The sequence below is a fragment of the Gulosibacter macacae genome (genome assembly GCF_003865375.1).
Taxonomy (GTDB): Bacteria; Actinomycetota; Actinomycetes; order Actinomycetales; family Microbacteriaceae; genus Gulosibacter; species Gulosibacter macacae.
In genome coordinates, this window is the sequence record NZ_RQVS01000012.1 from 79,669 (window position 1) to 99,325 (window position 19,657).

General features: G+C 64.7%; 18 protein-coding genes. 8 read left to right on the forward strand and 10 right to left on the reverse strand.

Annotation, left to right across the window (positions count from 1 at the left end; all coding sequences use genetic code 11):
* Nucleotides 1–68: 68 nt before the first annotated feature.
* Nucleotides 69–1,625 (reverse strand): signal recognition particle protein, encoded by a 1,557-nt coding sequence (ffh, locus tag EG850_RS10325; protein WP_124973164.1) that lies wholly within the window; start codon nucleotides 1,623–1,625, stop codon nucleotides 69–71.
* Nucleotides 1,626–1,742: 117 nt separating this feature from the next.
* Between ffh and EG850_RS10330 the strand changes: the two genes are divergently transcribed.
* Together EG850_RS10330 and EG850_RS10335 are read left to right on the forward strand one after the other, a co-directional pair.
* Nucleotides 1,743–2,915: an SLAC1 family transporter gene (locus tag EG850_RS10330; protein WP_185715030.1), complete on the forward strand. Its 1,173-nt coding sequence runs from the start codon at nucleotides 1,743–1,745 to the stop codon at nucleotides 2,913–2,915.
* 47 nt (nucleotides 2,916–2,962) lie between these two features.
* Nucleotides 2,963–3,520, forward strand: coding sequence for a gamma carbonic anhydrase family protein (locus tag EG850_RS10335; RefSeq protein ID WP_124973168.1), 558 nt, complete (start codon nucleotides 2,963–2,965; stop codon nucleotides 3,518–3,520).
* Between the two features lie 176 nt (nucleotides 3,521–3,696).
* On the opposite strand, the gene EG850_RS10340 is transcribed toward EG850_RS10335, so the two are convergent.
* Both EG850_RS10340 and EG850_RS10345 read right to left on the reverse strand, forming a co-directional pair.
* Nucleotides 3,697–5,568, reverse strand: coding sequence for a heavy metal translocating P-type ATPase (locus tag EG850_RS10340; protein WP_124973170.1), 1,872 nt, complete (start codon nucleotides 5,566–5,568; stop codon nucleotides 3,697–3,699).
* Nucleotides 5,569–5,596: 28 nt separating this feature from the next.
* On the reverse strand, nucleotides 5,597–5,827 hold the full coding sequence (locus tag EG850_RS10345) for a heavy-metal-associated domain-containing protein (protein WP_124973172.1): 231 nt from the start codon (nucleotides 5,825–5,827) through the stop codon (nucleotides 5,597–5,599).
* 117 nt (nucleotides 5,828–5,944) lie between these two features.
* Between EG850_RS10345 and EG850_RS10350 the strand changes: the two genes are divergently transcribed.
* Nucleotides 5,945–6,643 carry a Crp/Fnr family transcriptional regulator gene (locus EG850_RS10350; protein WP_124973174.1) on the forward strand — a complete coding sequence of 233 codons (699 nt, stop codon included), beginning with the start codon at nucleotides 5,945–5,947 and terminating at the stop codon, nucleotides 6,641–6,643.
* A 136-nt stretch (nucleotides 6,644–6,779) separates the two neighbouring features.
* Here the strand turns inward: EG850_RS10350 and EG850_RS10355 are convergent, their stop codons facing one another.
* A complete protein-coding gene (locus EG850_RS10355; protein WP_235829290.1) occupies nucleotides 6,780–7,217 on the reverse strand; it encodes a GNAT family acetyltransferase in 438 nt (145 codons plus the stop codon).
* Nucleotides 7,214–8,095: a signal recognition particle-docking protein FtsY gene (gene ftsY / locus EG850_RS10360; protein ID WP_124973178.1), complete on the reverse strand. Its 882-nt coding sequence runs from the start codon at nucleotides 8,093–8,095 to the stop codon at nucleotides 7,214–7,216. Before ftsY ends, EG850_RS10355 begins: the two co-directional genes overlap by 4 nt.
* A gap of 84 nt (nucleotides 8,096–8,179) precedes the next feature.
* Between ftsY and EG850_RS10365 the strand changes: the two genes are divergently transcribed.
* Together EG850_RS10365 and EG850_RS10370 are read left to right on the forward strand one after the other, a co-directional pair.
* Nucleotides 8,180–8,746, forward strand: a complete 567-nt coding sequence (locus EG850_RS10365) for a histidine phosphatase family protein (protein WP_185715031.1) — start codon at nucleotides 8,180–8,182, stop codon at nucleotides 8,744–8,746.
* 164 nt (nucleotides 8,747–8,910) lie between these two features.
* Entirely contained in the window at nucleotides 8,911–9,945 is a 1,035-nt protein-coding gene (locus tag EG850_RS10370; RefSeq protein WP_124973182.1) for a TerC/Alx family metal homeostasis membrane protein, read from the forward strand.
* A gap of 104 nt (nucleotides 9,946–10,049) precedes the next feature.
* Here the strand turns inward: EG850_RS10370 and EG850_RS10375 are convergent, their stop codons facing one another.
* The 5 genes from EG850_RS10375 to EG850_RS10395 form a co-directional block, all read right to left on the reverse strand.
* The gene (locus tag EG850_RS10375) at nucleotides 10,050–11,162 is read right to left on the reverse strand and encodes a bifunctional 2-methylcitrate synthase/citrate synthase (protein ID WP_124973184.1); all 1,113 of its coding nucleotides are present in this window, start codon (nucleotides 11,160–11,162) and stop codon (nucleotides 10,050–10,052) included.
* Nucleotides 11,163–11,175: 13 nt separating this feature from the next.
* A complete protein-coding gene (gene prpB, locus EG850_RS10380; RefSeq protein WP_124973187.1) occupies nucleotides 11,176–12,075 on the reverse strand; it encodes a methylisocitrate lyase in 900 nt (299 codons plus the stop codon).
* A 12-nt stretch (nucleotides 12,076–12,087) separates the two neighbouring features.
* A complete protein-coding gene (locus EG850_RS10385; RefSeq protein WP_124973189.1) occupies nucleotides 12,088–13,623 on the reverse strand; it encodes an MmgE/PrpD family protein in 1,536 nt (511 codons plus the stop codon).
* Nucleotides 13,620–14,300 (reverse strand): GntR family transcriptional regulator, encoded by a 681-nt coding sequence (locus tag EG850_RS10390; RefSeq protein WP_124973191.1) that lies wholly within the window; start codon nucleotides 14,298–14,300, stop codon nucleotides 13,620–13,622. The genes EG850_RS10385 and EG850_RS10390 overlap by 4 nt, the downstream gene beginning before the upstream one ends.
* A gap of 166 nt (nucleotides 14,301–14,466) precedes the next feature.
* Nucleotides 14,467–15,318, reverse strand: coding sequence for a LuxR C-terminal-related transcriptional regulator (locus EG850_RS10395; RefSeq protein WP_235829291.1), 852 nt, complete (start codon nucleotides 15,316–15,318; stop codon nucleotides 14,467–14,469).
* Nucleotides 15,319–15,465: 147 nt separating this feature from the next.
* On the opposite strand from EG850_RS10395, the gene EG850_RS10400 reads away from it, so the two are divergent.
* The 3 genes from EG850_RS10400 to EG850_RS10410 are packed head-to-tail and all read left to right on the forward strand — an operon-like array spanning nucleotide 15,466 to nucleotide 19,490.
* Nucleotides 15,466–17,460: an AMP-binding protein gene (locus tag EG850_RS10400; RefSeq protein WP_124973195.1), complete on the forward strand. Its 1,995-nt coding sequence runs from the start codon at nucleotides 15,466–15,468 to the stop codon at nucleotides 17,458–17,460.
* Nucleotides 17,461–17,508: 48 nt separating this feature from the next.
* Nucleotides 17,509–17,862, forward strand: coding sequence for a DUF485 domain-containing protein (locus EG850_RS10405; RefSeq protein ID WP_124973196.1), 354 nt, complete (start codon nucleotides 17,509–17,511; stop codon nucleotides 17,860–17,862).
* On the forward strand, nucleotides 17,859–19,490 hold the full coding sequence (locus tag EG850_RS10410; protein WP_124973198.1) for a solute symporter family protein: 1,632 nt from the start codon (nucleotides 17,859–17,861) through the stop codon (nucleotides 19,488–19,490). The genes EG850_RS10405 and EG850_RS10410 overlap by 4 nt, the downstream gene beginning before the upstream one ends.
* Nucleotides 19,491–19,657: the final 167 nt, after the last annotated feature.

Here is a 19,657-nt window from a genome sequence, read left to right on the forward strand (position 1 = left end):
TCATCAAAATCGGCCTATCCCGCAATATTGCGGGATAGGCCGATCAGGATGACAGTTAGGGCACGCGCCTAGCGCTTGAGGAAGCGTTGTAGCTTCTCAAGCTCTTCCGGTGTCGGCTGCTGACCACCGGCGCCGCCGCCAAATGCACCCGCGCCGAAGGATGCGCCGCTCGGGGCCTGCGGGGCCGCCGGCTCAATGCTGCGCTTCGCCGGGTTGCCCGAGAACTTCTTCCCCTTGGTCTTCGCCTTCTTACCCGCACCACGCGCCGGCGCACCGCCGCCAAGCGGACCCATTCCGGGCATCCCCGGCATTGCCCCGCGCGCCATCGTGCGCATCATCTTTGACATCTGGTCGAACTGCTTCACGAGGTTGTTCACCTCGGTCACCGAGGTACCCGAACCGCGGGCAATGCGCGCGCGACGCGAACCGTTGAGCACCTTCGGCATCTCGCGCTCGAGCGGCGTCATCGACTGAATGATCGCCTCAATGCGCACAAGGCTCGACTCGTCGAAGTCGTCAAGCGCGGCCTTGGCTTCCTTCGTGATGCCCGGCATGAGGCCGATCATCTTCTTGAAGTTGCCCGCGCGACGCAGCTGCTGCATCTGCTTGAGGAAGTCGTTGAGGGTGAACTGATCCTTGGCGAGCTTCTCGGCTGCCTCACGGGCCTCTGCTTCATCGAACGCGGCCTGCGCCTGCTCGATAAGCGTGAGCACGTCACCCATATTGAGGATGCGCGACGCCATGCGGTCGGGATGGAAGACTTCGAAGTCGTCGAGCTTTTCGCCGACCGAGGCGAACATGATCGGCTGGCCGGTGGTCTGCGCCACCGAGAGCGCGGCACCACCGCGGGTGTCGGCGTCAAGCTTCGTGAGCACCGCACCGGTGAATCCGACGCCGTCGTGGAACGCCTTCGCGGTGGCGACCGCATCCTGACCGATCATCGAGTCGATGACGAAGAACACCTCGTCGGGGTTCACCGCCGCCTTGATGTCGGCGGCCTGCTTCATCAGCGCTTCATCGACACCGAGTCGACCGGCGGTGTCAACGATGACGATATCGTGCTGCTTGTCCCGCGCGATGCGCATTGACTCGCGGGCCACCCGCACCGGGTCGCCGACGCCATTGCCGGGTTCGGGCGAGAACACCGGCACGCCGGCCTGGTCACCCACGATGCGCAACTGCGTCACCGCATTCGGACGCTGCAGGTCAGCAGCCACGAGCATCGGCGAGTGCTTCTGGCCGACGAACCACTTCGCGAGCTTGCCGGCGAGGGTCGTCTTACCGGCACCCTGCAGACCAACGAGCATGATGACGGTCGGCGGCTGCTTTGCGAACGCAATTTGCCGCGACTCGGTACCGCCGAGGATGCGCACGAGTTCGTCATTGACGATCTGCACGACCTGCTGGGCCGGGTTAAGCGCCCGGTTGACGTCGTCGCTCAGGGCGCGCTCGCGCACGTGCGTGACGAAGTCCTTCACCACCGGCAGTGCGACGTCGGCTTCGAGCAGAGCGCGACGAATCTCGCGAACGGTGCCGTCAACATCGGCGGGGGTGAGCTTGCCCTTCGCGCGCAGGTTGCCGAGCGCTTCGACGAGACGATCAGAGAGGTTCCCGAACATGGCCATAATGGGTCGATTCTACCGTCTCGGGCCGTGTCAGGCCGAACTGCCTGAGCTTCGCAGTTTCGCCACACGCGCACGCTCGATTAGCCCGCGGCCCAAATAGCGAGCACCATGGCAGATATGTCTGTGTTGCCCCCGGCTGATTCGCGAGCCTCGCGTAACGGTGCCCGATCGTCTGGGCGCCTCCTTCGCCAGCTCGAACGCCCTGGGGATGCCGTGCGTCACTTCGGCCCGAACTGGTTCACCTCGGTCATGGGTACGGCAATCGTGGGTGTGGCGGCGACGAAGCTGCCGCTCGTCGCCGAGGGGCTCACCGTACCGGCGACGGTGGTCTGGCTCGCAGCGCTGGTGCTGCTGGTCATCGTGCTCTGCCTCACCGCGGCGCACTGGCTGCGCTTTCCGCAACACGCGCGCGCCGAACTCGTGCATCCGATCATGGCGAATTTCGTCGGCGCTGTGTCGATGGCGTTCACTGCCGTGGCCGCAGGATTCCTACCCCTGGGTAGCGCGCTCATCGGTGACGCGGCCGCATCCGCGCTCGCCTGGGCGTGCTGGCTCACCGGCACGGCAATCGGCATCGGCAGTGCGATCTTCGTGCCGATCATGCTCTTTGTGCGCCATTCGCACGATGAGAACGCCGCGTTCATGGGCTGGCTCATGCCGATCGTGCCACCGATGGTGTCGTCCGCGGTGGGCATAGGGCTCGTCGACACGCTTTCAAGCCTCGAGGCGCAGCGCACGCTCCTCGTTGTCTGCGCCATGCTCTTTGGCACCACGATCATCCCGGCGCTCATCGTGATCGGCCTCGTCTGGCAACGCCTATTGCGTTTCGGCGTTGGTCCGGCCCACCGCGTGCCAATGTTGGCCATTGCACTTGGCCCGCTCGGCCAATCGGCAACTTCGGCCATTGCCCTTGGCACCGCCGCCGAGGGCCTCGTCTCACCGACCCTCGCCGCACCGCTCCACGCACTCGCGCTCGCCTACGCGGCAGCAATACTCGGCTTTGCGACGCTCTGGTTCACGATCGTCACCATCCTTGTCGCACGTCAGGCGCGAATCGGGTTGCCGTTCTCACTCGCCTGGTGGTCGTTCACCTTCCCCGTGGGCACCTGCGTCACCGGCTTCGCGGCGCTCGCGCACGAAACCGGCCTCCTGGTCGTAACCGTGGCCGCCCTCGCCACCTATGCGGTGCTGGTCATTGCGTGGCTCACCGTTGCAAGCCGCACGTTCTACGGAGCGGTCGTGACGGGCGAGCTCTTCCTGCCGCCTGAGCCGGGCCGCACCGCCCGCTGAGATTGCCCGCCGCCGCAGCACCCAGCGCAGGCTGGCAGAATCCCACCATGACCAACGGCCCCCTCATCCTTCCCTTCAACGGCGTTGCCCCGCGCATCCACAGCTCGGCCTGGATCGCACCGAACGCGACGATCATTGGCGACGTCGAAATCGGTCCCGACTCGAGCGTCTTCTACGGATGCGTACTGCGCGGCGACTCCGGCCGCATCCGCATTGGTGCGCGCACGAATCTGCAGGACGGCACCGTCGTGCACGTCGACCCGGATGCGCCGTGCACGCTCGGCGACGATGTGACGATCGGTCACGCGGCGATGCTGCACGGCACCACCGTTGGCAATGGCACGCTCATTGGGATGCGCGCGTCGCTCCTCAGCGGATCAAGCGTCGGCGCCGGGTCGCTCGTCGCGGCGGGCGCGGTGGTACTCGAAGGTTTCGAGATTGGTGATCGGATGCTCGCGGCGGGTGTGCCGGCGAAGGTGCGCCGCGAGACGACCGACGAAGAAGCAGCCGGGTTCATCCCGCACGCCGGTAACTACGTGCAGCTTGCGAAGGCGCAGGCGCCGCTCGACGAGGCTCTCACCCTCGACGAGGTGCGCTACTACTAGGAGGCAGCCCTCACTGGGTGGTCGAGTAGCGAAGCGAATTGAGACCCCGCGTTCCCTGCATTTCGATACGGCCTTCGGCCTACTCAATGCGCCAAGGAAACGGCCTTCGACCTACTCGACCACCCAACCCTGGCTGATCGAGTAGGCCGTAGGCCGTATCGAGATCCCGCCCCCACTCACGCCGTGCGATAGCGCAGCAGCCGCATCGCGTTGACGATCACAACGAGTACCGAGATCTCGTGCACGAGCATCCCAATGCTCATCGTCACGCCGCCCGCGAAGACACCCGCAAGCAACAGCACCACGGTGACAAGCGCGATCGCGATGTTCTGCCGCATGACGCTCACGGTCGCGCGGGCGAGCCCGAGCGCATCCGCGACGTGGCGCAGCTGATCACGCATGAGCGCGATATCGGCGGTCTCGACCGCAAGCCCACTGCCAGCTGCCCCCATCGCAACGCCGGTGTCGGCCGTCGCGAGCGCTGGTGCGTCGTTCACACCGTCGCCGACCATGGCGACGCGGTGGCCGGATGCTTGCAGCTCGCGAATCGCCTCGAGCTTGTCGTCGGGGAGGAGCCCAGCACGCACCTCGTCGATGCCGAGTTCGGTAGCAACGGCGCGGGCGACTGATTCGCGGTCGCCGGTGAGCATGACCACGCGGCGCACGCCCCGGCGGTGCAGCGCAGCGATGGCCTCGGCCGCATCAGCGCGCACAGTGTCGGCGACCGCGACGACGCCGCGGACACCACTGTGGTCGGCAACCACCATGGCCGTACGACCGAGTTCGCCGAGTCGTTCCACCTCATACTTCGCGAGAGCGAGGTCGATGCCGGGGAGCTCCTCGGCAACAAGCTCGGGCTTACCAACGACCACTCGTTCACCGTCGAGCACTGCCGTGATGCCGTGGCCGACGACCGGCGCGTAGGCGATGTTGGCGGTGGTGAGGTCGAGGGCGCGTTCGCGAGCGGCTTCGACGATGGGCCGGGCAAGCGGATGCTCGCTGCCAAGTTCGACGCGTGCCGCGAGTTGCAGCAGCTCGTCTTCGCTTGTGCGGCTGTCAAGCGGCACCACATCGGTGAGCTGCGGGCGACCTTCGGTGAGCGTGCCGGTCTTGTCGAGGGCAACGACGTCGATGGTCGCGGCACGTTCGAGGTGTTCGCCGCCCTTGATGAGCACGCCGCGGCGGGCACCACGGCCGATGCCCGCGACGATCGCGACGGGAATCGAGATAACGAGCGCGCCGGGGCAGCCGATGACGAGCAGCGTCAACGCGAGTTCAACGTTGCCGGTGATGAGTCCGGTCACGAGCGCGAGCAGGATGATGCCGGGTGTGTACCACTTCGAGAAGCGGTCCATGAATTGCTGGGTACGGGCTTTCGCATCCTGCGCATCCTCGACGCGGCGAATGATGCGCGCGAGTGTCGTTTCGCCGCCAATAGCGTCGGTGCGCACGCGCAGATAGCCGCCGGTTTGCAGGGTGCCGGCGAAGACCGGGTCGCCCGGGCCTTTCGCTGCGGGGATCGATTCGCCGGTGATGCTCGCCTCGTTGACTGCGGCTTCGCCGGCGAGCACTTCGCCATCGACCGGCACCGTAGCGCCGGCCTTCACGATGACGGTTTCGCCGACGCGCACCTGGGTCGCAGGCGTTTCGATTTCGGTGCCATCGCGTTCGACGATCGCAATGTCGGGAGCGTGGTCGATGAGTTCGCCAAGGGCCGCGCGGGTCTTCGCGAGCGTCGCGAGTTCAAGCGCGTGGCCGAGGGCGAAGAGTGTCGTGACGGCGGCGGCCTCCCAATAGTTCTGGATGAAGACGGCGCCGATCGCGGCGACGGCGACGAGAAGGTCGATGGCGATGACGCGAGCACGCAGCGCACGCACCGCCTTGACCACGATCGGGATGCCGGCAACGGCGGCTGAGGCGAGCATGAACGCATCGCCGGCCCACTGCATCCCTGACCAGATAAGCAACCACGCGATGACCGCGAGGGCCGCGGCCATACCGGGCACGGTCCACTTCGAGGTGCGTAGCTGGTGGAGCGACGCGTTCATGGGTCTTTTCCTTTCTTGGCGGTTCGGATTAGAAGGCGGCAGGAGCCGAGCGGTAGCCGGCGCGGTCGACGGCGGCGACAAGATCGTCGACGCTTACGAGTGCCGGGTCGTGGTCAATTTCGATGCGGGAGCTGGCGTATTTCACTTCAACCGCGTCGACGCCGTCGAGGCGTCCGACCTGCTTTTCGATCTTCTGCACGCAGGAGGGGCAGGTGAAGCCTTCGGCGCGGAGGGTGGTGTGGGTGGTGGTGGTGGTCATGGTCCGGTCCTTTCGTTCGGATGCGGTGGGGTCAGTTCTCAAGGTACGAACGAAGTAGGCCCCTCGCCTTGACGAACGTCAAGGCCTGCGTACAGGCGCGTCAAGGAGGATCGGGACATGCAACATCGCGATCTCGGGCTCACCCCCGTGCACGAATCTCAAGACGATCTCTGCGTCGCGCGCGTGCCGGTGTTCGCCAAGTTGCCGCGCGCAACTCAGCTCGAGATCGCCGGCTACGCCCGCCCACGCAAGCTGCGAGCTGGCGAAGCGCTCTATCGACAAGGGGATGCGATCGCGCAACTGTTCGTTGTGCACACCGGCACCTCAAAGCTCACCCAATCGCGCGCCGATGGCGAGTGGCTTGTGCGCACAGTCGGCCCCGGCGAAGTCGTCGGTGAGCATGCCTTTCTCACCGGCGCTCGACCCGATGACACTGTGACGGCGCTCGAAGATTCGCAGATGTGTGTGTTCGATCACCGCGACCTCGGGCGCATCATTTCAGCGCATCCGCAGGTCGCGATTGAGATGTTGCGCGCCGTGAGCACTCGTTTACAGCGCGCTGAGCGGCGCATCACGGCACTCGCCGGCACGGATGCCGTGACCCGCCTTTCCGACTACCTGCTCGGTTCGCCGTTTGCGCGCGACGGCGAGACTGCGGTGGTGACCCTGCCGATGACCAAGCGCGAGGTGGCCTCGTATCTCGGCATGACACCCGAGTCGTTTTCGCGGGCGCTCGCGCGGCTCACAAAGAGCGGCGCCATCGAAGTCGACGGCCCGCGCATCCGACTCCTCGACCCAGCCAAGCTCACCAGCTAGTCACGCACCGCAAGTGGCCCTCTTGTGGCGTTCACCCCCACCCATGCGTGGGGGTGAACGCCACGAGAGGGGTAGAAACGGCAGTACGTGTGCGTCATGGCGTGAACCTCGCGTACTGAGGCTCGCGAAGTGCGCCCTAGTCTGCGATGAGGCGCTTACCGAGCACGGCGACCTCGTTCACCGCATAGCCAAGGTGGTCGTAAAACGCGAGCACGCTGGTGTTGTCGCTGCGCACCATGAGTTGCAGCTTCGGGCATCCCTGAGCTTCGAGTCGCCGCTCGATCTCGGCCATGAGCGCGCGCCCGATACCGGCACCGCGATGCGAGGGCGCGGAAGCCAGGTAGTACACCCAGCCGCGGTGTCCGTCGTAGCCACCGAGCACGGTGCCAACGAGCACTTCACCATCAGCGGCCTCGTCAGCGAACGCCCCGAGCAACAGCTCCGGCCAGGTCGCGAGCGCCCGCGCGAAATCAGCGTGCGGGTCATTCCACGGCCGGGTCAACCCCACCTCGTGCCAGAGCGCGACGGCAGCATCCGCATCCGCATCGCCGAGCGGTCGAATCGCGAACGTCACGCGTCGCCGACGAGCTTCTCGGCAAATACGTGCGGCGTGAAACCGGTGAGGTCGTCGATCGACTCCCCCGTGCCAATGAGTTTGATCGGCAACCCGGTGCGTTCCTGCACGGCGAGCACGAAGCCACCCTTGGCCGAACCATCCAACTTCGTGATTACAAGCCCGGTCACGCCCGAATGCTCGATGAATGCCTCGGCTTGCGAAACACCGTTCTGGCCGGTGGTCGCATCCAGCACGAGCAGCACTTCACTCACCGGGGTGAGCTTCTCGACCACTCGGTGAATCTTCGTGAGCTCATCCATGAGCCCGGCCTTCGTCGGCAGGCGACCGGCTGTGTCGAGAATGACCATCTCGATGCCCTCACGCATCGCGATCTCAACGGTCTGATAGGCGACCGAGGCCGGATCCTGCCCGTACTGTTGCGGCCGCACAATGCGCACATCCGCCCGCATCGCCCAGGTATCGAGCTGTTCCACGGCCGCTGCGCGGAAGGTGTCGGCGGCGCCAAGCACGACCGTGCGACCAAAGTTCCGCAAGAAGCGCGCGAACTTGCCGATCGTTGTCGTCTTGCCGACCCCGTTCACGCCGACCACGAGCGTCACTGCCGGCCTCGCCGAGAGGTTGAGGGTCGGGTCAAACTTCGCGAGGCGATCTTCAATGGTCTCGCGCAGCATCCGCTTGAGGTCGCGCGGGTCGGTTGTGCGGAATCGTTCGACCTGTCCGCGCAGCTCTTCGAGAATCTCGTCGGTGATCACCGGACCGAAGTCGGCGAGCAGCAATGCATCCTCGAGGTCGTCCCACGTCGACTCATCGATCGTCTGTCGACCAAACATGCCGCGTAGTGCACTGCCGAGTGACCAGGAGTTCCGTTCCGCCATGGCCCCAGGTTACGCGACCTGACTTGTGGCCGTGGGAGGATGCGCTTGGTAGCGACCGCACCGTTGAGCACTAAGGAGCACGTGATGCGCATTGGCCTCATTCGACACGGCGAGACCGATTGGAACGCCCAGTCCCGCCTGCAGGGACGCACTGATGTGCCACTCAACGACCGCGGTCTTGAGCAAGCAGAGGATGCGGCGCGCCTGCTACGCGGACACGGCTGGAGCGAGATTTACGCCACTCCCCTCTCCCGAGCGCTGCGCACCGCCGAAATCATCGCGGTCGAGAATGGCCTGCCGCGCCCGAGCATCGCGCCAAACCTCGTCGAGCGCAGCTTCGGTGAACTCGAGGGTGCCCCGGTCTACGACGACAATGGTGAACGCCTGCCGATCGACCATCCGACGGTCGAACCCGAGCCCGAGGTCGTCGCCCGCGCACTCGCGGCGCTGCGCGAAATCGCTACCGCCCACGACGATGATGCCGAGGTGCTCGTCGTTGCCCACGGCTCGGTCATTCGCCTCGTGCTCACCGAGCTTCTCGGCTGGCGAGCGCCGCACATCTCGAATCTCGCGATGTCGGTGATCGAGACTGACGACTCTGCGGCAGCAGGTTTCGTGGTGCGCTCAGCGAACGGATATCTAATCGCCTAGGTCTCAACCCGGTCACGACGTGTACTCTTGGGGCCGGTGAAGGGGAGTATTCCTCTCGCGGCGTGTTCGTCATCACGAATCCCACCACTGGGGTTCCGGGCTCGCCGGCCGCAATGCGGCGGAAGAGACCTTCAGAGATGTTCTTTGCGAACCCTGGAGGCTTAGTGGGTCACGTCGATATTTGGATCTGGGCGATCAGTGTCGCGGTCGTAGTCGGATTCTTCTTCTTCGACTTCTATTCGCACGTCAAGCACGCGCATGTGCCGTCGATGAAAGAAGCTGGGATGTGGTCCCTCTTCTATATCGCGATGGCGTTCGTGTTCATGTTCCTCGTCGCTTGGCTCTGGGACTGGAACCACGCGGGTGATTTCATCACCGGTTACGCGACCGAAAAGGCGCTGTCAGTCGACAATCTCTTCGTGTTCTTGCTGCTCATGACGAGCTTCAAGGTGCCCGATATTGCGCAACAGAAGGTGCTGCTCATCGGCATCGCAATCGCCCTAGTGATGCGCACCGCGTTCATCATCGGTGGCGCGCTCATTCTTGAAGCCTGGGCCTGGGTGTTCTACATCTTTGGTGCCTGGTTGCTCTTCATGGCCGTGCGCCAGTTCATCGATTCGTTCAAGGATGAAGACCCCGAGATGCCGGGATGGGTGCAGCACATCAAGCGCTTCGTCCCCGCGTCTGACCACTACAACGACGACAAGTGGAAGATCGTCGAAAACGGCAAGAAGATGTGGACGCCGCTCATCCTCGTGGTGATCGCGCTCGGCTTCACCGACCTACTGTTCGCACTTGACTCGATCCCGGCGATTTTCGGTATCACGCAGGAGCCGTACCTCGTGTTCATGGCGAACGCGCTGGCACTGCTGGGTCTGCGACAGCTCTACTTCCTTATCCAGGGACTGCTTGCGCGCCTCGCGTTCCTCGATCTCGGGCTGGCGTTCATCCTCGGCTTTATTGGCGTGAAGCTCGTGTTCCACGCACTCCACGTCAACGAGGTGCCATTCATCAACGGTGGCGAGCCGGTGCTCTGGGTGCCCGAGATTCCCACCTGGTTCTCGCTCGTGTTCATCTTCGGCACGCTCGCGATCGCTGCGGTCACCTCGCTCATCTACGCGAAGGGCGTCGAGGTCGGTAAGGCCGAGGCGAGCGAATCGACTGAGTCGGTCGAGCCCACTAAGCCCACTGAGGCATAACGACGCAGAGGCATAACCGCGCACAAGTATGGGCCTCGTGGTGAAGTCGCCCACCCATGGGTGGGGAACTTCGCCACGAGGCCCATACTTGCCTCCAGCGAGAACTACGGCAATTGACGCTCGTCGACGCCGTTGTACACCGACAACGGACGAATGAGCGCATTGGCTGCGTTCTGCTCGAGCACGTGCGCCGTCCAACCGGTCACGCGCGAGGCGACAAACAGTGGCGTGAAGGTCGGGGTGTCAAAGCCCATGAGGTGATAGGTGGGCCCGGCCGGATAGTCGAGGTTCGGCTGAATCCCCTTGCGCTCGGTGAACTCCGCCGCGAGCGCACGATAAAGGTCGAGGATGTCCTGCCGACCGTAGTGCTCGATCATCCGCTCCATCGCCGCCTGCATCGTCGGCACGCGCGAGTCACCGTTCTTATAGACCCGGTGCCCGAAGCCCATGATCTTCTTCTTCTCAGCGAGCGCCTCGTCGAGCCACGGCACCACATTGTCGGCCGAGCCGATCTCGGCGAAGGTGTGCATCACAGCCTCGTTCGCGCCGCCGTGCAGGGCACCCTTGAGCGCCCCAATCGCGCCGGTGACGGCCGAGTAGATGTCTGAGGTGGTGGATGCGATGACTCGCGCCGTGAAGGTCGAGGCATTGAACGAGTGCTCGGCATAGAGCACCATCGACACCCGGAATGCGTCAACGACCTCGGGAGCGGCCTCTTCGCCGAACGCCATCCAGAGGAAGTTCTGCGAGTAGTCGAGGTCGTCGCGCGGTTCCACCACGTCGAGCCCGTGGCGGCGGCGCTGGTCGTAAGCGACGACGGCGGGAAGGGCTGCGAACATCCGCTTTGACTTCGCGAGGTTTGCCTCGGCCGAGTTGTCTTCGGTGGTCGGGTCGTTCGCGCCGAGCACCGACACTGCCGTGCGCACCACATCCATCGGATGTGCCTCAAGCGACAGCCCGTCGATCACCTGGCGGATCTCGGGCGTGAGGGCGCGGCCAGCGCGCTCATCGGCAACAAACGCGGCGAGTTCATCCTCGCTCGGCAGCTCGCCGTGCCAGAGCAGCCACGCGACCTCTTCGAACGAGCACTTGGCCGCGAGGTCTTGCACCGGGTAGCCGCGGTAGAGCAGCGAGTTCGTCTCGGGGTTCACCTTCGAGATCGCGGTGTAGTCGACCGGCACGCCGGCGAGGCCCTTATAGATTTCCTTGGTTTCCATGGTGATTCCTCTCTCAGCGTTCGATCTGGAAGTTGAACACCGAGGTGTCGAAGTGGTTGTAGGCCTCGTAGTCGAGGAGTTCGTAGAGATCAGCGCGGTGCTGCATCTCGCCGAGCTTGTCACGCAGATGTCCCTTTTCGCTGATTTCGTCGAGCGCGCGGCCCGTGGCCCCCATCGCGATGCGCAGCATCGACACGGGCCAGATCACGAGGTTCATGCCGACATCGCGCAGTTCGTCGACCGAGAACAGCTCGCTCTTGCCGAATTCGGTCATATTGGCGAGGAGCGGCACATCGACCGCCGCGCGCATTGCCGCGAACTCGTCGAGTGTGCGCATTGCTTCGGGGAAGATCGCATCGGCCCCGGCATCGACGAGCGCCTTGGCGCGGTCGAGTGCGGCGTCGAGCCCTTCGGCGGCGCGGATGTCGGTGCGCGCCATGATGAGTAGGTTCGGGTCACGGCGCGCGTCGACGGCGGCGCGGATGCGCTTGGTCGCAGTATCGACGTCAACGACCTGCTTGCCGTCGAGGTGACCGCAACGCTTGGGGTTGATCTGGTCTTCGATGTGTAGACCCGCGAGTCCCGCATCTTCGAGCTCTTGTACGGTGCGCGCGACGTTCATCGGTTCGCCGAAGCCGGTATCGGCGTCAATGATGGCCGGGAGTTCGGTCATGCGGGCAATCTGGCGACCGCGGCCGGCGACCTCGCTCAGTGTCGTGAGTCCGATGTCGGGCAGGCCGAGGTCGGCGGCGAGCACGGCACCCGAGATGTAGACGCCGTCGAAACCCTTATGTTCGATGAGTCGTGCCGAGAGCGGGTTGAAGGCGCCCGGGAACTGCAAGAGCTCCCCGCTCGAGAGCCGTTCGCGGAAGGCCGCGCGCTTGTCGGCGGCTGGCGTGGAGGCGTAGAGCATGTGCCGGTCTCCTTAGAAGATGCCGTCGGCGGGACTCGCGATGAGCAGCCCCTCGCGGGCAACGATGGTGAGTTGGCCGAGTTCATCGGCGCGCAGTTCGGGCAGGCGCTGGGCGACCGAGAGGAAGCGCTCGACCTCATCTTCGCCAAGCACGTCGGTCGCGAGCGTGCGGAACTTCGCGATGTACTGCTCGCGCGCAAAGGGGCGGGCACCAAGGGGATGCGCGTCGGCGACGGCGATCTCGTCGGTGATCACGTTGCCATCGTTGAGGGTGATGACGACGGCGCCACCGAAGGCCTTCTCGCTGATGTCGAGCGAGTGGTAGCGGCGGGTCCACTCGGCGTCTTCGCGCGTGGTCACCTTCTGCCAGAGGGCCACGGTGTCGGGACGGCCAGCGCGCTCGGGCGCGTAGGAGTCGACGTGGTGCCAAGCGCCGTCTTGCAGGGCGACGGTGAAGATATAGGGAATCGAGTGGTCGAGCGTCTCACGCGAGGCGGTCGGGTCGTACTTCTGCGGGTCGTTGGCGCCCGAGCCGATGACGTAGTGCGTGTGGTGCGAGGTGTGAATAACGACCGACTCGATGCGCTCGGGCGACGAAACGAGTTCAGGATGCTCGCGGTTGAGCTTGCGAGCAAGGTCGATCCAGGCCTGTGCCTGGTATTCGGCCGAGTGCTCCTTGGTGTAGGTGTCGAGGATGGCCCGCTTGACCTCGCCGGCCTCGGGCAGCGAGATTTCGTAGCGCGCGTCGGGGCCGTCGAGCATCCACGCGATCACGCCGTCTTCGCCCTCATAAATCGGGGTGGGGCTCGTCTGGCCGCGCATGGCGCGGTCGACCGCTTCGACAGCCAACTTGCCGGCGAAGGCGGGGGCGTGCGCCTTCCACGTTGAGATCTCGCCCTTGCGCGACTGACGCGTGGCGGTCGTGGTGTGGAGGCCCTGGCCGATGGCCTGGAAGATCGTCTCGGTGTCGAGACCGAGGAGCGTGCCGATGCCAGCCGATGCTGAGGGGCCAATGTGGGCGACGTGGTCGATCTTGTGCTTGTGCAGGCTGATCGACTTCACGAGATCGACCTGCACCTCGTAGGCGGTGACGATGCCGCGAACGACGTCGTTGCCGGTGAGGCCGCGGGCGTTCGCGAGGTGCTGGGCGACGGCGACGACGGCCGGAATGTTGTCTGCCGGGTGCGAGTACTCAGCCGCGAGGAAGGTGTCGTGGTAGTCGAGTTCGCGCACGGCCACGCCGTTGGCCCAAGCTGCCCACTCGGGGCTCGTGCGCTCCCCCTGAGGCAGGCCAAAGACGTTCGCGCCCTCGCCGTGGCGGGATGCGGGGTGAGCGGTCGCCTGGCCACGAGCGGCCACGATCGGGGCGCGGTTGAGCGAGGCGGCAGCCACTGAGGCGTTGTCGATGACGCGGTTAATCACCATGTCGGTGACGTCGTCGGTGACCTCGACCTTGTCGGCGGCGATCTCGGCAAGCTTCCACGCGAGCTGGTCTTCGCGGGCGAGTTGCTCTTCGGAACGGTAGACGCGAACTTCGTGCTGCTTCATCGGTTTCCCTTCGGGGTGGCGGTAGCGGTGTTGGGCTGGCGTGGTGGGATGCGCTGGAGTGCGCTGTGGAGACTGCGGTGCAGGTGGATGCGGGTGGCGTCGGCGGCCAGTTCGGCGTCGCCCTCGAGGATGGCGTCGACGACGAGCAGGTGCTCTTCGGCGGCCTGGCGCATGCGTGCCGGGTCGTGTTGTGCGAGACGACGCACGCGGGCTGAGTGCAGGCGTGCGCTGGCGAAGGCCGTCGAAAGGTAGGCGTTATCGATGGCTGCCTCGATGGCGTCATCGAGTGCATCCACAATTGCGAAGTAGCGCGCGAGCCCTTCGGCGCCTTCGTCGAGAAGTGCGGGTGCGGCGAGCAGTTCGCCACGCAGCTGCTCGAATGCTTCGGGGGCGCGGCGGCGAGCGGCGAGGGATGCGGCAGTGCACTCGAGTGCGATGCGCAGCTCATAGAGTCCGCGCACGCGGTCGGAATCGAGTTCAGAGACAACGAGCACGCGTGGCGATTGTGCGGTGACGAGGCCATCGGCGATGAGTCGCGAGAACGCCTCGCGAATCGGCGTGCGACTCACGCCGAGGCGGGTCGACTGCTCAACTTCGGCGAGCACTGCGCCGGGTTCGAGGATGCCATCGAGGATCTCGTCTCGCAGCGTGGCGTAGCTGCGATCGCTTGCGCGCATGGCACCTCCTCGTGCTCGGCATGATGCTAATTCGAGTGAATCTCGATTTATGTATACATTACGTCGAGTTTGCACGAACGCAAGCGCAGAATTGAGATTTTTTGCATACACACAGACGCGCCGCCACAGTGACTGTGGCGGCGCGTATGCTCACGAGGTCGAAGAACTACGGCAGGAAGCCGAAGCGGCGCGCTTCAACGACTGCACCGTGGCGCGAGCGCTGACCAAGCTTCTGCATGGCCGCCCCGAGGTAGCTCTTCACGGTCGACTCGGTGAGCCCGAGCTCCCGAGCAACTTCCGCGTTCCGTAGGCCCACAGCGACATAACCAAGCACATCCAACTCGCGCGGCGAAAGCCGTACCTCGGCCGGGCAGACCGCCTCGGTTGACACCAGCCCAGCGATGCGCTGCTCAAGCACACGCAGGCGTCCCACGATTTCGGGGTTCTCGACAGCGGCCGCAATCGACCGCAGTTCCGCGTAGCTCGTGCGCAATTGCTCGAGCTGCGCTGGGTCAAGCTCAGGTGCATCCTGCACTGCCCGCCGCTGCTGATGCGAGGCGACCTGCAAGCGCACCCGCTCGGCATCGTCGCGTGCCGCGAGCGCCCGCTGCAGCTTCGCCGCAATGCGCACCGCGGGCTCAATCGAGACGTTGCCGACCGACACGTCGTTGCGCTGACCACCGTAAATGACTCCGCGCACCTGATTGTCAACAATGACCGGCACCGCGAGCAGGGTCGAGACACCTTCGCTGAGCACCTGGCGGTCGTAGTCATGGGTGATCACCCGCGAGGTGCGGTAGTTGTTCGTGATGCGCGGCTGACGATCGCTGATCGATCGGCCACCGAGTCCACGGTTCACCTCAACGTTGAGGCCAACGAGATTCGGAGTGCGGTGGCCGCGCAGCGTCGACACGTGGATGCCATTCGACGAGGAGAGCCCGCCGAACACCAGCGGGAACGCGCCTGAGCTGCTGAGCTCGCTCACAGCGAGATCAAGCAGCTCGTATTCGGACTTCATCGTGCTTCGTTGCATGACGGGATACCAACTTCCGGGGGTACTGCGACGTCAGTCGGGCTTCGTACCGTGAACCCTAACACCCGCTTCGGCCTACCTCGGCGGCGGAGTTTTCCAGATCGCAACGACGCGACCACGAATGAGGTTTCAATGACTGACGCCCTGTTGACCCCAAATCAGCCCGTGCGCGATGACCACTACGCTCCGGTGTGGCAGCGCAGCATCGACGACCCCGAGGGGTTCTGGCTCGAAACTGCCGAGCTCATCGACTGGCACCGCAAGCCCACGCGCGCCGTCGAAATGCGCAGTGACACCGAGTGGCGTTGGTTCCCCGATGGCGAGTTGAACACCTGCTACAACGCCGTCGACCGCCATGTTGAAGCCGGCAACGGCGACCGCACCGCAATCATCTACGACTCGGCCATGACCGGCACCCAATCGCGCATCAGCTACGCCGAGTTGCAAGAGCACGTCGCGCGCTTCGCGGGTGTGTTGCGCAACGCCGGCGTCGGCGTCGGTGACCGCGTGCTCATCTACCTGCCGATGATTCCCGAGGCGATCATCTCGATGCTCGCCTGCGCGCGCATCGGCGCGATTCACTCGGTCGTGTTCGGCGGTTTCGCCTCGAGCGAGCTCGCCGTGCGACTCAATGACGCCGAGCCCAAGGTCATCGTCACCACCAACGGTGGCCTCGAGCCGAACCGCGTCGTCGAATACCTGCCGATTATCGAGAAGGCACTCGCTCGCTCGAGCGACAGTGTCGAGACGGTCATCGTGGCCGAGCGCTCCCGCATCCCCGGTTCTGCCGCTGACTACCAGGGCGGCCCGGTGCGCTACCTCGATTGGAAGGAAGCCGAATGCGCGGCCGAGCCGGTCGCTCCGGTGCCGGTGCCCGCGAACCACCCCGCCTACATCCTCTACACCTCGGGCACCACCGGAAACCCGAAGGGCATCGTGCGCGACACCGGCGGCCACGCCGTGGCACTGACCCGGTCGATGTCAAAGATCTACGGCATCGGCGCGGGTGATGTGTTCTGGACCGCATCCGATGTCGGCTGGGTCGTCGGCCACAGCTACATCGTCTACGCGCCGCTCCTCGCTGGCGCGACGACGCTCATCTACGAGGGGAAGCCGGTCGGCACCCCCGACTCGGGCGCCTTCTTCCGAGTGATCGAGCAGTACGGCGTCAAGGTGCTCTTCACCGCGCCGACCGCCGTGCGCGCAATTCGACGCGAAGACCCAGAGCTTGAAGGCGCAAACCGCCACGATATCTCGAGCCTCGAAGCGCTCTTCCTCGCGGGCGAGCGCACCGATCCCGAGACCTACCACTGGCTCAACGACGGACTCCACTGCCCGGTCATCGACCACTGGTGGCAGACCGAAACCGGCTGGGCGATCTGCGTGAACCCGCGCGGCATTGAGCTGCTGCCATCGAAGCCCGGATCGACCTCGGTGCCCTGCCCGGGTGTTGATCTGCGCATCCTCGATGCCGCTGGCAACGATGTCACCGAGCCCGGTGTCGAAGGGAATATCGCACTCAAGCTGCCGCTGCCGCCCGGGTACCTACTGACCGTCTGGGGCGACCCCGAGCGTTTCAGCCGCTCCTACCTCGAAGCGTTCCCCGGCTACTACGCCACTGGCGACTCGGGCTATGTCGACGAAGACGGCTTCGTCTACGTCATGGGTCGCACCGACGACGTCATCAACGTCGCCGGCCACCGCCTCTCGACCGGCGCGCTCGAAGAGGTGCTTGCGATGCACGATGCGGTTGCCGAGGCGGCCGTGGTCGGTGTCGCGGATGCGCTGAAGGGCTCGCGCGCGTACGGCATCGTCACGCTCAAGCACGGCTTCGAGGTTGAGGATGCGGTGCTCGAGAAGGAGCTCGTCGCCCTCGTGCGTGAGCACATCGGCCCGGTTGCCGCGTTCCGCGATGTCGCGGTGGTGGCACGTTTGCCGAAGACCCGTTCCGGCAAGATCCTGCGCAAGACCATCCGGCAGATTCTCGACGGTGAGAAATACCAGGTGCCGCCAACCATCGAAGACATCACGGTGCTCGATGACCTGCTCGCACTCGCGCCCCAACCCGATGTCGTGCCCGCCACCGGCATGTTCACGGTGCCCATTCGCACCGTGGCGCAGAACTAAACATTCGCTCTTCCCCATTTCCGTTCATCCATGTGGCAAGGAGGCCCCATGCAGGAAACCGAGACGGCAACGCCAGGCGTTGTCGACTATGTGAAGATTCAACAGACCCCCAAATTCCAAGCACTGCGTAAGAAGCAACGGTCATTCGTATTTCCGATGGCCATCTTCTTTCTCGTTTGGTATTTCGCCTTTGTGTTGCTCGGCGCCTTTGCGCACGACTTCATGGCGACCCCCGTGTTCGGCAATATCAATGTCGGACTCTTGCTCGGTCTGATGCAATTCGTCACGACCTTCGCGATCACCATGTGGTACGTGCGGTTCGCCAACCGCTCACTTGACGAGGATGCTGCCGAACTGCGCGGCGACCTCGAGGCTATTGAGCGCGGGGAGGCGCAGGCATGAACATTGATTTCGCCCACATCGGCACGGTGCTCGCCGACACGGTTGCGGTGGTGGAAAACAACCCCATCCTCAATATCTCGATCTTTATCGCGTTTGTGTGCGTGACGATGTTTATCGTCGTGCGGGCGAGCAAGAACAATAAGTCGGCAGCTGACTATTACGCCGGTGGCCGCTCGTTCTCGGGTACGCAGAATGGTTTCGCAATTTCGGGCGACTACCTTTCTGCCGCATCCTTTCTCGGCATTGTCGGCGCAATCGCGATCAATGGCTACGACGGGTTCCTTTACTCCATTGGATTCCTCGTGGCGTGGCTGGTGGCGCTCCTGCTCGTTGCCGAGCTCATGCGCAACACCGGCAAGTTCACGATGGCCGATGTGCTCTCGTTCCGGTTGAAGCAGCGCCCGGTGCGCATGGCTGCGGCCACGACGACGCTCGCGGTGTGCTTCTTCTACCTGCTCGCGCAGATGGCCGGCGCCGGTGGTCTGGTGTCGCTGCTGCTCGGTATCAACGACAAGGTCGGGCAGTCGCTCGTTGTCGCCGTCGTCGGTGTGCTCATGATTGTCTACGTGCTCATCGGTGGCATGAAGGGCACGACCTGGGTGCAGATCATCAAGGCCTGGCTACTCATCGGCGCTGCGTTCGCGATGACGCTCTGGGTGCTCGCGCTCAACGGCTTCGACTTCTCGCAGGTGCTGCAGCACGCGATGGATGCATCGGAGAAGGGCGCCGCGGTGCTCGCCCCCGGCCTGCAGTACGGCGGCAAGGAGATTGACTTCCTCTCGCTCGGCATGGCGCTCGTGCTCGGCACCGCGGGTCTCCCCCACGTGCTCATGCGCTTCTACACCGTGCCGACCGCGAAGGAAGCCCGCAAGTCGGTCGTCTGGTCGATCTGGCTCATCGGTGCGTTCTACATCTTCACCCTTGTGCTCGGCTACGGCGCCGCGGCGCTCGTCGGCCCCGAAGTAATTCAGAACGCGCCCGGCAAGGTGAACTCGGCTGCACCGCTGCTTGCTTTGCAGCTCGGTGGCCCGGTGCTGCTCGGTTTCGTGTCGGCGATCGCATTTGCGACCATCCTCGCGGTGGTGGCGGGTCTCGCGATTACTGCTGCGGCCTCGTTCGCGCACGACATCTACGGCAGCGTCATCAAGAAGGGCAAGACCGACCCCGAGACCGAGGTGAAGGTCGGCAAGGTCACCGTGGTCGTGCTCGGTGTCATCGCGATCGCCGGTGGTATCGGCGTGCAGGGTCAGAACATCGCATTCCTCGTGGCGCTCGCCTTCGCGGTCGCGGCCTCGGCGAACCTGCCGACGATCCTCTACTCGCTCTACTGGAAGAAGTTCACCACCCGCGGTGCGGTGTGGAGCATGTACGGCGGGCTCGCATCCTCGCTCTTGCTCATCTTCTTCTCGCCGGTGGTGTCGGGCACGCCGACGTCGCTCTTCGGTGAAGGCGTCAACTTCGCGTGGTTCCCGCTGCAGAACCCGGGCATCGTGTCGATTCCGCTCGGCTTCTTCCTCGGCTGGCTCGGTTCAGTGACCGCCCGCGAGAAGGAAGACCCGGTGCTCGCCGCTGAGATGGAAGTGCGTTCGCTCACCGGCCACGGCGCAGAAGCCGCCGTCGAACACTAGTAGCTGGATGCATGACCCTGGGCCCTCGGAGCGCACGCTTCGAGGGCCCAGGGTCTTTCCGCGGGCTTGCTCCCCGCAATTGGGAGCGAGAACCACAAGTGGGAGCCCCAGCGGACTCCCACTCGCAGTTTTCGCTCACAGATGGGGATGCGGCCCGGCAGGGCTGA

Coding starts and splice junctions, on each gene's coding strand:
- ffh (WP_124973164.1), bottom strand. CDS start 1,625: ATGGCCATGTTCGGGAACCTCTCTGATCGTCTCGTCGAAGCGCTCGGC.
- EG850_RS10330 (WP_185715030.1), top strand. CDS start 1,743: ATGTCTGTGTTGCCCCCGGCTGATTCGCGAGCCTCGCGTAACGGTGCC.
- EG850_RS10335 (WP_124973168.1), top strand. CDS start 2,963: ATGACCAACGGCCCCCTCATCCTTCCCTTCAACGGCGTTGCCCCGCGC.
- EG850_RS10340 (WP_124973170.1), bottom strand. CDS start 5,568: ATGAACGCGTCGCTCCACCAGCTACGCACCTCGAAGTGGACCGTGCCC.
- EG850_RS10345 (WP_124973172.1), bottom strand. CDS start 5,827: ATGACCACCACCACCACCCACACCACCCTCCGCGCCGAAGGCTTCACC.
- EG850_RS10350 (WP_124973174.1), top strand. CDS start 5,945: ATGCAACATCGCGATCTCGGGCTCACCCCCGTGCACGAATCTCAAGAC.
- ftsY (WP_124973178.1), bottom strand. CDS start 8,095: ATGGCGGAACGGAACTCCTGGTCACTCGGCAGTGCACTACGCGGCATG.
- EG850_RS10365 (WP_185715031.1), top strand. CDS start 8,180: ATGCGCATTGGCCTCATTCGACACGGCGAGACCGATTGGAACGCCCAG.
- EG850_RS10375 (WP_124973184.1), bottom strand. CDS start 11,162: ATGGAAACCAAGGAAATCTATAAGGGCCTCGCCGGCGTGCCGGTCGAC.
- prpB (WP_124973187.1), bottom strand. CDS start 12,075: ATGCTCTACGCCTCCACGCCAGCCGCCGACAAGCGCGCGGCCTTCCGC.
- EG850_RS10385 (WP_124973189.1), bottom strand. CDS start 13,623: ATGAAGCAGCACGAAGTTCGCGTCTACCGTTCCGAAGAGCAACTCGCC.
- EG850_RS10390 (WP_124973191.1), bottom strand. CDS start 14,300: ATGCGCGCAAGCGATCGCAGCTACGCCACGCTGCGAGACGAGATCCTC.
- EG850_RS10395 (WP_235829291.1), bottom strand. CDS start 15,318: ATGAAGTCCGAATACGAGCTGCTTGATCTCGCTGTGAGCGAGCTCAGC.
- EG850_RS10400 (WP_124973195.1), top strand. CDS start 15,466: ATGACTGACGCCCTGTTGACCCCAAATCAGCCCGTGCGCGATGACCAC.
- EG850_RS10405 (WP_124973196.1), top strand. CDS start 17,509: ATGCAGGAAACCGAGACGGCAACGCCAGGCGTTGTCGACTATGTGAAG.
- EG850_RS10410 (WP_124973198.1), top strand. CDS start 17,859: ATGAACATTGATTTCGCCCACATCGGCACGGTGCTCGCCGACACGGTT.